Source organism: Bacillus sp. PK3_68, assembly GCF_003600835.1.
Lineage (GTDB): Bacteria > Bacillota > Bacilli > Bacillales > Domibacillaceae > Pseudobacillus.
In genome coordinates this window covers 795,576-809,843 of sequence record NZ_NQYC01000001.1, presented here as the reverse complement: position 1 = coordinate 809,843, position 14,268 = coordinate 795,576, and the positions used below count along the sequence as shown (strand labels likewise).

At 39.2% G+C, this 14,268-nt stretch carries 9 protein-coding genes; 5 read left to right on the top strand and 4 right to left on the bottom strand.

The window, feature by feature from the left end:
* Positions 1-12 precede the first annotated feature (12 nt).
* Both CJ483_RS04150 and CJ483_RS04145 read left to right on the top strand, forming a co-directional pair.
* The gene (locus CJ483_RS04150) at positions 13-1,197 is read left to right on the top strand and encodes an APC family permease (RefSeq protein WP_342753675.1); all 1,185 of its coding nucleotides are present in this window, start codon (positions 13-15) and stop codon (positions 1,195-1,197) included.
* A gap of 198 nt (positions 1,198-1,395) precedes the next feature.
* Positions 1,396-3,027, top strand: a complete 1,632-nt coding sequence (locus CJ483_RS04145) for an amidohydrolase (RefSeq protein ID WP_120032212.1) — start codon at positions 1,396-1,398, stop codon at positions 3,025-3,027.
* 232 nt (positions 3,028-3,259) lie between these two features.
* On the opposite strand, the gene CJ483_RS04140 is transcribed toward CJ483_RS04145, so the two are convergent.
* The 4 genes from CJ483_RS04140 to CJ483_RS04125 form a co-directional block, all read right to left on the bottom strand.
* Positions 3,260-4,564: an agmatine deiminase family protein gene (locus tag CJ483_RS04140; RefSeq protein WP_120032210.1), complete on the bottom strand. Its 1,305-nt coding sequence runs from the start codon at positions 4,562-4,564 to the stop codon at positions 3,260-3,262.
* A gap of 430 nt (positions 4,565-4,994) precedes the next feature.
* The gene (locus CJ483_RS04135) at positions 4,995-5,906 is read right to left on the bottom strand and encodes a carbon-nitrogen hydrolase (RefSeq protein ID WP_120032208.1); all 912 of its coding nucleotides are present in this window, start codon (positions 5,904-5,906) and stop codon (positions 4,995-4,997) included.
* A gap of 221 nt (positions 5,907-6,127) precedes the next feature.
* Positions 6,128-7,756: an amidohydrolase gene (locus CJ483_RS04130; protein ID WP_259455563.1), complete on the bottom strand. Its 1,629-nt coding sequence runs from the start codon at positions 7,754-7,756 to the stop codon at positions 6,128-6,130.
* Between the two features lie 95 nt (positions 7,757-7,851).
* Positions 7,852-9,333, bottom strand: coding sequence for a sodium:solute symporter family protein (locus tag CJ483_RS04125; RefSeq protein ID WP_120032206.1), 1,482 nt, complete (start codon positions 9,331-9,333; stop codon positions 7,852-7,854).
* Positions 9,334-9,822: 489 nt separating this feature from the next.
* On the opposite strand from CJ483_RS04125, the gene CJ483_RS04115 reads away from it, so the two are divergent.
* The 3 genes from CJ483_RS04115 (at position 9,823) to CJ483_RS04105 (ending at position 14,171) form a co-directional block, all read left to right on the top strand.
* Complete coding sequence (locus CJ483_RS04115; RefSeq protein WP_182916960.1) at positions 9,823-11,085, top strand: sigma-54 interaction domain-containing protein; 1,263 nt, start codon at positions 9,823-9,825, stop codon at positions 11,083-11,085.
* Position 11,086: 1 nt separating this feature from the next.
* Positions 11,087-11,899 (top strand): carbon-nitrogen hydrolase family protein, encoded by an 813-nt coding sequence (locus tag CJ483_RS04110; RefSeq protein WP_120032200.1) that lies wholly within the window; start codon positions 11,087-11,089, stop codon positions 11,897-11,899.
* 739 nt (positions 11,900-12,638) lie between these two features.
* Positions 12,639-14,171, top strand: coding sequence for an ABC transporter substrate-binding protein (locus CJ483_RS04105; RefSeq protein WP_120032197.1), 1,533 nt, complete (start codon positions 12,639-12,641; stop codon positions 14,169-14,171).
* Positions 14,172-14,268: the final 97 nt, after the last annotated feature.

Below are 14,268 nucleotides of genomic sequence, written 5' to 3'. Positions count from 1 at the left end.
GAGGATTGATTAATGAATGCAAATTCCCCAACTCTTAAGCGTACCCTGTCATTAAAGTATATCGTGTTTTTTGGTTTGAGTTTTATGGCTCCCACCACTATGATCTCCACCTATGGAGTAGCTGTCACTAGCACAAACGGGATGATGACAACGGCTTATATCATTGCTCTAGTCGTTATGTTATTTACAGCCTATAGCTATGCACAAATGGTGAAAGCGTATCCAACGGCGGGTGCTGCTTACACGTTTACACAAAAGGCCATAAGTCCTCACGTTGGTTTTCTCGTAGGTTGGACCATTTTACTTGATTATATATTTAGTCCAATGATTAGCTCTTTATTTCTAGGAATAGCTATGAATGCTTATTTCCCTTCCGTTCCCATGTATGTTTGGATTATTATGTTTATTGTTATAGTTACAACTATAAATGTACTTGGTGTAACGGTTGCTGCCAAATTTAGTACCGCTATTCTGTTTATGCAATTTGGAACGTACGCCTTATTCATTATCTTTTCGATAAAGGGTCTTTTAAACGGTCAAGGAGCAGGAACGCTTTTTTCGATCCTTCCGTTTATGGATTCAAATGCGAATATATCTGACGTAATGTCCATCATTCCTGTTTTATGCTTTTCTTTTTTAGGATTTGATGCCGTCACAACCCTATCAGAAGAAGTGAAAAACCCTAAAAAATCGATCCCTAAGGCCATTTATCTGATTACAATCATTGGCGGGGCATTATATATCGTCGGTTCCTATTTTTTGCAGCTTGTCTGGCCAGACTACCAATCTTTTAAAAACCCGGAAGCTGCTTATATAGACATTGCCGCGTATATTGGCGGCAACTTTTTAATAAGCTATATCCTTGCAGAAGGAACTATGGCATGCTTTGCCTCTGCCATTGCATCAGGGACAAGTGCATCTCGTATTCTTTATGCAATGGGACGTGAGCGGGTACTTCCTGCCAAAATATTTGGGCATCTTTCACCTAAACATCGCACCCCTGTATATAACATATTAATCATAGGGTGTGTTGCTTTCAGTTCACTGTTCTTAAGTCTTACATTTGCTGTATCTCTCATAAACTTTGGGGCATTGTTTACTTTTACCCTTGTTAATCTTTCGGTTATCGCACACTATTATATCCGAAAAAAACAGAGATCCCTTAGGGGACTATTCAGTACCTTATTATTCCGTTAATTGGCGCTTCGCTTACAGGATTATTTTTTGTGAAATTAGATATTCATTCACTAATACTGGGTGGAGTTTGGTTTACGTTAGGGTTTTTGTACCTGCTTAATCTTACGAAAATGTTTAAGCAGCCCCCGCCCGAGCTAGTTTTTGAAGAGGCGCAATAATAGCTGAGTACACAATTATAGATAAAAGGATGGATTAAAAATGAGTCAACAACTAGCTGATGTGATTATTTCAAGTAATGCAGTATTTACAGGGCTTTCCGATCAACCGGAACCAGCTTCCATTGCCATTAAGGATAATAAGATCCTTGCGATTGGTTCGGAGGAGGAGATTAGATCTTATTCGGGTGAAAGGACGAAAGTCTATCCATTTCAAGACCAATTAATTATGCCGGGGTTTCATGACTTCCATCTTCATATGATGGATGGAGCTGTTTCGATGAACGGTGTTAATTTATTCTCAGCCCGTTCTGAAGAAGAAGCATTAGAGATGATTCGTACATTTGCCGAAGCGCGGCCGGAAGATTCATGGATCATCGGCAATTCCTGGGATGCAGGATACTGGGATACCCAGCAATTGCCGAATCGTTATTCATTGGACCGCATTCTTCCGGATCGCCCAGCGCTGATGTTCCATGCGGAAGGGCATTACGTATGGGTGAATACGAAAGCTTTAGAGATTGCTAACATTAATCGAGATACAGAGGATCCTTCTTACGGTATGATCAGCAAAGACAAAAATGGAGAGCCCGACGGTCTGTTGTACGAAAAAGCCATGGATGCAGTATTCCGTCATGCTTATAATTTTACAAAAGAACAAAAGCGGGAACTGTTCGCTAATTTCCTTAATCATGCCGCAAGCTTAGGAATAACTGCCGTTCACGACTTATTTGCAATAGAGGCATTGGAAATGCTTAATGATTATGATGTATTCAAAGAATTTGAAGAAAAAGGAGAATTAACCGCCCGCATTCATTTATGGCCTGCATTAAATGGCAATTTGGAGCATGTGAAACAACTGCGGGAGACGTATCAATCGGATAAGCTTCGTGTATCGGGGCTGAAGCAATTTATTGATGGCGTCATTACCGCCCGCACCGCTTATTTACTTGAGCCTTATGCTGACCAACCCGACACTCGGGGAGAGGCATCCTTCCCTCCGGAAACGTTTAAAAAATGGGTGGTTGAAGCGGATAAAGAAGGATTTAGCATTCGCTTTCATGCAATTGGCGATGGAGCGATCCGTCTGGCTTTAGATGCCTATGAGGAAGCGCAAAAGACAAATGGCAAGCGGGATTCGCGCCATTCGGTTGAACATGTCGAAGTGATTCACCCTGATGATATCCCGCGCTTCAAAGAGCTTGGCGTGACGGCGTCCATGCAGCCGGATCACTTTGCGATGTCTGAGCGGGGGGTGTACACGGATCGGATTGGTTCTGAGCGAGAAAAGTATGTGTTTCCGATCAAGACATTGCAAGAAGCCGGGGCGAAATTGGCGTTTGGGACGGATTTTCCCATTGATGTCTTGAATCCGCTTTTACAAATTTACCGTGCGGTAACGAGAATTGACAGCAGCGGAGAAGCTGTGTGGCATCCGCATGAGCGCATCACACTTGCTGAAGCATTGAAAGCTTACACAGCCGGCCCTGCGTACGGCTCATTTAGAGAGCAGGAATTAGGGACATTAGAGGCAGGGAAGCTGGCGGATATTGTTGTGTTAGAGAAAAATCTTTTTGACATACCCACCGAAGACATACCGGATACGAAAGTGCAGGTAACAATTGTTGATGGAAAGGTTGTATTTGAACATACGAAGGCATTAACCGGAAATTAATATAGTTAAAAATAAAGGATTCTACGCTGTAGAATCCTTTCAGGCTGCAGACAAACTCCATGAAACTTGAGTTTACCTGCAGTCTTTTACATTCCAATCAACAGGGGGTCGGAGTCAGACCCTTTCGAACCCTTTCGTTGATAAACGGAAAGAATGCTACCACGCAGAATCATTAATTGTATTTAAACAATGGTTTTTCCCCTATAACTTTATTCTTGCTTAGAAAGTCTTATTAAGGTGTATACACAGGTTGCTGTTGAGTGATACAGTGAATACCGCCGCCCCACCAGTTGATTTCAATTGGATTGATTTGGACAATTTCGCGACCAGGGAATGCTCTTTGAAGTATAGCTTTAGACTGTTCATCTAATTGCTTCAACTGTTCTGGCTTTCCTGGTTCCCAATACTTCGCCGAAATGACGACACCATTGGAGATTAAGAAGTTCAGGTAGCTTACTGCCGGAATTTGATACACTTTCTCCCCAGGTTTAAATCCGAATTGCGGATAGATATCTCCTTCTTGGACAGTATGTTCATTCCAAACCAGCTCTAAATCAGGAAAGGGGACACGAATAATCTTGAATGGCTTTCCATTTACATCTGTTGAGCGTTTTAACGTCTGAACTACTTCTTCTATTCTTTCGTAATCTTCTTTTTCTAAATTGTTGCTGTTGCGTGCTTCCTCAGAAATTTGGGCCACTAAAACGGTATGTGGATCAACAAATCTAGCCACCTCATCCACATGACCATTGGCCCCATTTCCAAAGAAGTTATCAATAATGGGACTTCCATCAGGCGTTAATTTATCAGATAGAGGACTTCTCTCCAGCCAAATGATCTTCTTTTGCCCATAAACCCTCAAGTATTCCTTCTCGATTTCCTGAAGAGTTTTCCCAGGGTTGCGCTGAAGTGCTGTGTCCTTATAGGTCATCATTACCCCCTCACCATTTACTTCTATGCCTCCACCTTCTGCGACAAAGTCAGATGATAATAGTGGGATGTTTAACTCTTGAGCCATTGCCTTGCGAACATCGGCAATGGGCTGTGCTGTTTCTCTGTCCCATGTTCCATAAAAATCAAAAGCAAAGTCTGCAATCATTGCTTTACCTTCATTATTTTTCAGAAACAGTGGCCCAAAATCTCTAATAAATGCATAGGGTCTCTCATATTCTCGAAAGTTAATTTTCTTAGGATCCACATTATAAGCCCTTAAGAAGGTTAAAACCTTTTCCTTGGAATCTCCTCCTGTTTTAAGGATAAGTTCCACTTTTACATTGTGAGCATGCAGGGCTTCAATGATTTGAGCGGTCACTTTATGCTGTTCATCAGTAGTCGTCTCACCAAACTCATTCCATTCCCACACTAGCCATACGGCACTTTGCTTCTCCCATTCAGCAGGGAACGAATACCCGTTATTTCCTATTATAAGCTTATTGTTTTCTCCGTTATTAGCAGAAGCGGAGGAGGAGAAGCTAATCAAAAACACACTTAAAACAACAAAAAACATCTTAAAGTTGCACCAATAGTTCTTTTTCATCTAAACTCTCCTTTATAAAATAATTTTCCTCTCAATGTTTTATGCTTTTAACGATGATGGATGTGACTTCTTTTCATCACCTCCTTATCGTTCAATACAGAAAAATACGCTTGATTAATGTTCTGAGTTTTAAGATAATTCCAGGGTTGCAATTTTCTCGATATAGCGGATTTAACAATGAGTGGACTTAGTAGAATAAAGAAAAACCATATAATGATAATGAAAAAGCATTATATGGTTTTATCATTCAAAAACAAATTAAAGCCTTTTCTAAATGTTTCTGGTGTACATGACAACTGACTTGAAACTACTATTTAAATCTTGGATATGCTGATACTCTTAATCTGAAGAAGAAGGGTGCCCAGTTGTGGAAGAGCATAATTTATTCAAAGGGAAAGTCTCTTGGCGACTTGATATGAAACGGAACGGACTACTTCGTTTGTACAAGAATGTTGTTTGACTCAGGAGAAGGCATCTTTTTAGCCCTTTGAAGCGCTTCTTTTTCTAATATCAGACCATAAGTATCTGTCCGGCGATCACGTAAAAACTGAAGCAAGTTTCGGGTGGAGTCTATGTCTTGTTTATCGATTTCTTGAATTAAAATTCCTTCTTTATCATCCAATGACTGTAAAATCTCTCCTAGCGGATTGCTTACAAAACTTCCGCCGTAGAAACTCATATCTTTTTCTTGCCCAACACGGTTTACCGCTGCTACAAACACCCCGTTCGAAATGCCATGGGCAGAAATTGCCTTTTCCCAAGCGCTATGAGTTGAGAGTTCAGGATGATCAGGTTCTGAACCAATCGCTGAAGGGTAAAATAGAATATCGGCTCCTTGCAGAGCTAAGATTCGAGCAACCTCTGGGAACCATTCATCCCAGCAAATTCCGACTCCGATTTTTCCATAACGGGTTTCATAGACTGGATAGCCTGTATTCCCTGGAATAAAGTAATATTTCTCATGATATTGGGGCCCATCAGGAATATGATTTTTTCGAGTGGTTCCAAGATAAGAACCGTCTGCATCAAAAATGGCTGCACTATTAAAATAAACGCCGCGTCCGGCTTTCTCATAAAATGGCACAATAAGAACAATCTCTAGTTTTTTGGCAAGTTCACTCATCCTTTGGAGGGTTGGGCTTCCTACAGACTCTGCAAGGTTGTAATGATCAACGTTCACCGTTTGAGGGAAGTATTGCGCATTAAAAAGTTCTTGTAAGCAAATAATTTGTGCCCCTCTACGTGCGGCTTCTTCAATTTTCTCCATTGAGTACTCAACATTTTCCTCAATGTTTGTCCCGCATTTTATTTGAATTAATCCAATCGTTATTTTTTCGCTCATCTTCTATTCCTCCTGAAATCAATCTTTTCTTTGATCTATTATTCAAATAATTCAATATGGATGCCCCATCATGATAGGGAAAAACCCAATACTTTACGTAAGAAATCACTTCATAATAATGAGAAATTATCATTCGTTTTAAAATATTTATCTTGGTAAACTATTTCTTTCTAATGTTTGACTGGAAAAACTTTCGGGAATTATTCAATGAGAGTGCCTGATTATACCTCTTGTGCATGTTTGCTCTTATCGAACACTACTTTTCCATCGGCTACAGTAAGTATCGCTTCTGTGTTTAAAATTTCTTCTTCAGGCACTTCGAAAAGATTTCGATCCAGTACGACAATGTCGGCTAACTTTCCGACCTCAAGCGTTCCTAATTCATGTTCTCTAAAGGTACCGTAAGCAGATCCATGCGTATATGCTTTTAATGCGTCTGACAAGGTAATGCGTTCTTCAGCATTCCAAGCGTTTGTGCCACTACTGTCGATCCGTGTAACAGCTTTATGAATTTGGTGCATTGGATTTAAAGGATCAATCGGAAAATCTGTTGAAAGGGCGAGTTTCGCTCCAGCTTCTTGTAATGAATGAAGGGCAAATGCCTTTTTCGAACGTTGTTCTCCAATCCGTGAAACATACAAGTTGCGTTCTGTATTGGCAAGAAGACCGGGCTGCATGGATGCCATCACTCCCAATTTGTGAAAGCGTGGAATATCATCAGGGTGAATGACTTCAATGTGTTCAATGGAATGACGGGAATCTCTTACTCCATTTGCTTTTTGTGCTCCTTCATAAGCATCTAAGGCTAAACGAATGGCAGCATCTCCAATCGCGTGAAAACGAACGCTAAATCCTTCTTTATCCGCTGCGGCGACCCATTCTTTAATCGTTTCAGGCGGGAACGCTGGGCTTGCACACATTGTTGGATCATCTGAATAGGGCTCAATCATATAAGCCGTTGAGTTAGAAACAACACCGTCTATAAATTGCTTTAAACCGGATACCCGCAGTTTGTCAGAGGCATAGTGCTTGCGAAGCTGCTTCGCTTGTTCGAGACTTCCATCAAGAACAGGGAATAAGTGAATTCGTGCAGTCAGCTCTCCATTTTCTTCAAATTCTTTCATTATATTAAAATCATCCAGTTTGCTATTTGCACCATACATATTATTAACAGAGGTGACACCATAGCTGGCTGCGTGTCGTAAGAAATGTTGCAGCAAGTTTCTCTTATCTGTTCGTGAGAGGTCAAAGGCATGGTCAGCCACTAATTCCGTTGCTTTTTCAACTAAGATTCCGGTCGGTTCGCCATGAATGTCTTTTTCGATGTAACCGTATGAAGGATCACCTGTATCCCTCGTAATATTAGCTATCTCTAACGCTTTACTATTTACCCAAGAGTAATGACTGTCTAAAGAAAATAATAAAATCGGTCGATCTGAAATTACTTGATCTAATGACGAACGGCTGGGTAAGCCATTGTTGTCCCAACGGCCTGCATCCCATTTAAACCCGATAATCCATGGGTCGTCTGGGTTTTTCCTCGCATAATCAGCAACCATTTGTACTGTTTCTTCTTCTGAACGTGCTTTAAATAGGTTTACACTATTTAAAGCAAGGCCTCCCATCATAATATGGAGATGGAAATCATGGAACCCTGGCATAATTAATTGATCGCCGTATTGATGAATCTGTGTATGTTCGCCGATGAATGATTTGATATCTTCCTTTGAGCCAATTGCAGCAATTTTGTTGTCGATAATGGCAATAGCCGCTGGATGAGGTTGATCCGTGAGCCCAGTAAAAACAGCATCGCTTGATAAAATAACATCAGCTTTTTGTTGAACCAACATTTTGAATCACTCCATTTCAAAGATTTTAGTTTCATAATGAATAATGCAAATCCTATGCCAAATATTCATTCGCTGAACGATCAAGAGTTCAATTTTTAAGACACACTAGCAGTTTTCTTCCCATTTCGAATAGTAGCACGTGTATCTAATACATTGAAAAGTTCATTAACATGTGAAGGCTTCGGAGTAACAAGAGATATGGTAACAAAAAGAATTAGATTTACTGCTAATCCAAGTAATCCAGCTGATACACCATTTGCCCACGTAATGAGCCACGGAAAGGGTTCTTTTAATAAAACAATCACCATACCAGTTATTGTCCCAACTGCTGCTCCATATTTATTTGCCCGTTTCCAGTACATTCCTAATAAAAGAGCGGGAGCGACTTGAACGAGGCATTCATATACATAGAGAGTAATAGTCGTAACCATGGGAAGGTCCATTGTCGCAATGGCCATGCATAATAACCCAATTGCTAATGTGAAAAGTTTTGAGTATTTCAACTTTTGATCGCGACTTAATTTTTGACTTGTAAAATGTTTGCCGATGATAATGGATGAGGTTGTAGACATAGCGCTAATTGTCGACATACTTGCTGATAAAGCAAAGATTCCCATTAGGCCCAAAACAACTGGACCACCATAAGTTTTGGCAATCCAAAATCCACCTTCCTGCGGATCCTTCGGATATCCATCCAATAAACTTCCGCCTAATGCTAGCCACATAACTAAAATGACAAAGATAGATCCAATAATTGGAACGACCAAGGCTGCCTTCTTAGCAGATTTAACACTATCAGACATGTATAAACGATTGAAGATTCCTGGATTCATCATGCCACCAAAGGTCCCTGTAATGATCGCCGAACTCCACGCCCAAAGCCCAAATTTCTCATTAATAATTAAATGATCAGGTAGCTGCTCCGCCATCATTTCAAACATTGGGGTGACCCCTCCATACACTTTGTATAAGAGATAAATGACGGTTGCACTTCCTACAAAGGTAAAAAATATCCCTTGAAAAAGATCGCCGATTGTACCTGCCCTCATGCCTCCAAGGAAGGAGTAAATAAGAACAAAGGCACTAATAATGAATAAACCAAGGTTAAAAGGAACAGCTCCATAAGTGGCGGCGGATACGAGGTAACCTAGGGTTTGCATTTCAATAATGAGCCATGGAACCCAAAATAAAAACGTTGTAATTCCAATAAATAAGCCAAACGGTTTGCTATCATACCTTAGTTCAGCATAGTCCGCATTCGTCTCTAAATTATATTCTTTTCCCCACTTCCAAACAGGACGAGCCATAATATACATCGTTAACGTTGTCCCTACAGCATAAACAGCTGAAAATTGAGCATATACACCGAAACTAGAAGAATATCCAATGGATCCTGTATATAAAGACCCAACATAAAAGGCACCTAAAAAGCCAAACAAACTTAGAATCCAAGGAAACGATCGGCCACCTACTGCGTATTCTTCAAAACTATCTTGTTTTTTATGGAATTTTTTAATAATTAAACCGTTGGCAATCAAAAATATGGTGATGACTAGTACAGAAATAAGTGTATTCAATCAAGTTCACCTCTTTTATCTTCAACGATGTACCAAACAATTAATGAAATAGAGATAAGAAAACAAACGCAAATAATCCAAAATTGCAGGAACGGTAATCCAAATATCCATGGTTCTATACGATTGAAATATTTAAAAATGGGTGGAACGACTAATGTACTTAGTACGATCCAATTAAATACAAAGAAACATAATGTCACTTTTCCTCTGCTCATCCTCATCCTCCTTTTTTCTCCATACATTTTCACTAGCTGTTACAAGCTGGTCATCCTTTCTTTAGTTTTCTTTAATAGTGCAAATCTTATGCCAATTCAAAATAATTTGTGTATTGCTTGTAAAAGTCTTATAATTGAGCAAATAACGATGAAAAAAATCATCACTTCTATAGAAAAAGGTGTTTTTTTCTTTGCTAATACTTGAATTAAGGGGAGTGATGAAAAATAGCATCAGATGTTTTTTTTCATCATTCTACAAATTGGGGAGATGACCATGATAAAGAATATACAGGCAAATGACAAATGGATAGTTCACACCATACGGACTTCGAATGAAGGGATCTTTAACTCAGCACAAATCAACCTTTTTTACGGCTTTTTTGATGAAAAAATGATTGATATTATTCAAAGTATTGTTGAAAAGAGGCTGAAAACGCTGGAAGATAATGACCTTGTTCATCTAGACATTCAACCACTTGGGATTATTATTTTTAAGCAAGGATCGAAAATGTTTATAGCAGTCTCCTCCAGAGAAGAAGGTTCACCTTATCTAACAAGGGAAAAAAGAGATGATGAACTTGATACAGCTTTTATTACTCGTTCAGCTAATATGAAAGAAGTACTCGAAGTAATAAAAAAAGTTTCGTTTGTCGACTCTACGATTCTCCTGCTTGGAGAATCGGGTGTGGGGAAAAGTATGGTTGCGAAACTTATTCACAAGTATAGCAGCCGTTCCAATCATCCCTTCCTGTCAGTCAACTGCGGAGCCATCCCTGAACCTCTAATGGAAGCTGAATTGTTTGGTTACACAAATGGAAGTTTCACAGGCGGGAAAAAAGGAGGGAAAAAGGGGATCTTTGAGTCAGCGAACGAAGGAATTGTTTTTTTAGATGAAATTGGAGAATTACCATTGAATATGCAAGTAAAGCTGCTAGAGGTTTTACAAGAGCACTGTATTCGGCCTATTGGTGCTGTAAAACAAATCCCCATCAATATTCGTGTTATTGCAGCCACCAATCGTAATTTATTAGAGCTTGTTAAGCAAAAAAAGTTTCGTGAGGACCTCTATTATAGGCTTAATGTGGTTCCGATTGAAATCCCGCCATTACGAGAACGAACAGAGGATATTATCTATTTAGCTCGTCATTTTTTAAAACAAAAAGCAAGCAAATACGGTATTTTTAAAACATTTCATCCGGAAGCAGAAGAGAGCTTTACACATTATGCATGGCCAGGAAATGTAAGAGAATTAGAAAATATTATTGAACGATTAACTATTACGACAGAAGATAATGAAATTCGGCTACAACATTTGCCGCCGTTCTTTCAATCTCTCACTGGAAAAACAAAACAAAATGATGAACAGTCAACGCTTATGCCTCTTAAGCAGGCAAAAGAAATGGTAGAGAAAGAGCTCATTATGAAAGCATATACTCTCTATCAAAGCACGTATAAAGCGGCGAAGGCATTAGGAGTCGACCAATCCACAATAGTAAAAAAACTAAAACGGTTTCGGGAAGAGGGAAGGGAAGAATAACATGCTAACAATTGCTCTTGCTCAACTAAAAGGGGTCTTATTTGAAACCACATTCAATCTTAACCGCGTTTTATCAATGATTGAACAAAGCAAAGAAAAAAATATTGATTATATATTGTTTCCGGAATTATTTTTATCCGGGTTTTTAATTCAAGATAAAGTAAAAGAACTGGCTGAGCCGGTGAATGGGACGAGTATTCGAGCTATTCAACATAAGGTGAAAGAAACAGGTGTTGGTGTCATTATCGGTTTTCCTGAGTATGAGAACAATTGCTATTACAATTCTGCGGCATTTATCGAAAAAGACGGGAGCCTAAAAGGTGTTTATCGTAAAACTCATTTGTTTGATAAAGAAAAACAATTTTTCACACCTGGAGAAGAGTTCCCTATTTTTCATACTTCTTTTGGGAACATCGCTTTAATGATGACATTCGATGTTGAATTTCCGGAAGTATCACGTATTTATGCCGTGGAAGGAGCTGATTTACTCCTAGTTTTAAATGCTCACAGCGTTCCTTATGAACCGCATCAAGAGCTCTTTTTGCGTGCACGAGCGTTGGAAAATCAGCTTTTTCTTGCAGCAGCTAACAAAGTAGGCCTTGAGAAAACAACGCTTTTTTTCGGGGAAAGTGCTGTTATCTCTCCAGAAGGGCATTTTATTGCAAAAGCAGGAAACAATGAAGAAATGATTGTGGCTTCCATTGATTTATCAGATATTCATAAAACAAGAGAAGAACAACCGATGAAATATCTTACGAATAGAAGGGGGCAGCTATACACCAGCTATTTTAATAGCCCTCACGCAATTAAATAAGAAGACAATTAATGATTATTATGGAGTTAAAGAATTTTAAGCAAGTTTTAATCAGATTTTTATAAAATGACTTTGTTAGATCAGAATGCTGTTTTTTCACCGTTGATTGTAACAGAAGGCGGCGACTCCAGCGGGAAAATCGAGTCCTGGTGAGACCCCGCAGGAGTGCATGCGACGAGGAGGCTCACGGAAAGTTAAGGATTGAAAAAGCGTGTTTTGAATAACGTGCTTTTACTATTTGTACCTTTTTCACGAAAACAGTGAATAAAAATTGTATCTAAATATTCTAAAAATATTGACAAATATATCGGGCGATTTATAATTATGGTCATAGCTATTAATCAACAATAAATATTCAAATAAGAGAGGAACCCGATTTTTATCGTCTGATGTGGAACTTTTATAAACAAAGAAAGACCAAAGCGAATGGGGAAATGATTCATGAGCATTTTTAATCATGTGATTTTAAAAAAGTTGCGTGTATTGGTCCAATGCTTGTTACGAACGATAGGAGGTGATAGTGGCAAACTTGATTAGGAGTTTACTATACAGAAAGATTATTTCGACAATCCTTAGGATCAAATGGTTTCTTAGGAGACAAGGAATAGTGCAAGTGAAAATAAGAAAAGTGTTCATCGACAAAGAAAATTTGCACTGTATGGAACACCAACTAGGGCGATAGCTAGTCTTTAATCCCGAGATAAGTAAACGCTAATTTTAAAAATAAGGGGGGAGTTAAATGGAAATGATAAAAATCTTTAAAACAGTACTTGTTGCTTTGCTCGTTATTATGCTTATTGGTTGTGGGTCTGATAAAACTGAAACGGGAGGAAAAGGAACATCTGCTGGAGGAAATTTGAAAATAGCCTATTCTGCACAACCCCAGACACTAGATCCACAAATCAGTTTGGCGCAGGCTACGGCAGATATTATGGGAAACGTTTATGAAACGTTATTAACTGTTGATTCCAAGCACAACATACAACCGATGTTAGCTGAATCTTATGAGCAAGGTGATGACGGTAAAACGATTACTTTTCATTTAAGAAAAGGAGTCCATTTTCACAACGGTGAAGAGATGAAAGCAGATGATGTTGTAGCCTCCATGAATCGATGGAAGGATAGCATAGGCGGCAGAAGTCAATTTTCCGATGCTGTTTTTGAAGCAAAAGATGATTACACCGTAGTTTTAAATCTGCCTAGGCCTTTGTCGACTGCATTAAGTATCATGTCTTTCCAAGGTCCTTCTTTTGCTGCGATCATGCCTAAAGAAATCGTTGAAAAGGCCAGTCCTACTGGCGTGAAAGAATTTATAGGAACAGGTCCATTTAAATTTGTTGAATGGAAGCATGATCAATACGTTTCCCTCTCCCGTTTCGATGATTATCAATCTCGCAGTGAAAAGGCTGATGGATTGGCAGGTAAAAAAGAAGCTCTACTGGATGAGGTTAAATTTATTTTTACCCCGGATGCATCGACAAGAGTAGCTGGAATTCAAAGCGGGGAATTTGATTTTGCTTCTTCCGTTCCAGTAGATAACGTGAAAATGCTTGAAAACGATTCCAATCTAGCTCCTTCTATTAATCCTTTCGGTTATATTAGTGTGAACTTTAATAAGAAAAAGGGAGTCTTCTCTAATGAGAACGCACGTAAAGCTGTTGCTACAGCGCTCGATCGGGAGAAAATCTTAACAGGTAGCTTTAAAAGTGAAAAGTTTTTTACTGTTAATCATTCCATGATGATGGCTCAGCAAAAAGAATGGTCCAGTGATGTTGGCAAAGATTTGTACAAGCAAAACGATCCTGAAAAAGCTAAACAATTATTAAAAGAAGCAGGATACAACGGCAAGGAAGTGAAAATTATGGTCACCCGTGATTATATTGATCACTATAATGCAGCGATAGTAATCCAAAGTCAGCTTGAAAAAACCGGCATGAAAGTAAAGCTGGAAGTGTATGACTGGCCTACCCTGTTGGATAAGACAGCAGATCCAAATGCGTATGATATGTACGTAGTGATCGATCTTCCTATTCCTGAGCCAACTTCAAATTTATCCTTGATACCAGACTTTGCAGGGTGGACGAATAGCCCGGAAATGTTGGAGCTTGTTTCCAAAATTAGAGGTCTACCTTCATCGGACGAGGCGAAAGCCCACTATGGTGAATTGCTCAAGTGGTATTACGATTATGTGCCGGATATCAAAGTCGGTGACGTTAAAAAGTCGATTATTTACGCAAAACGGTTTCAAACTATCAATTTCAAGACCGGATGATTTTATGGAATGTAACAAATAACAAGTAGGAATTTGAATATAAAAACTTCCCCATTGCTGATATAGCAATGGGGAATAATCACAAGGGGGGAAACCT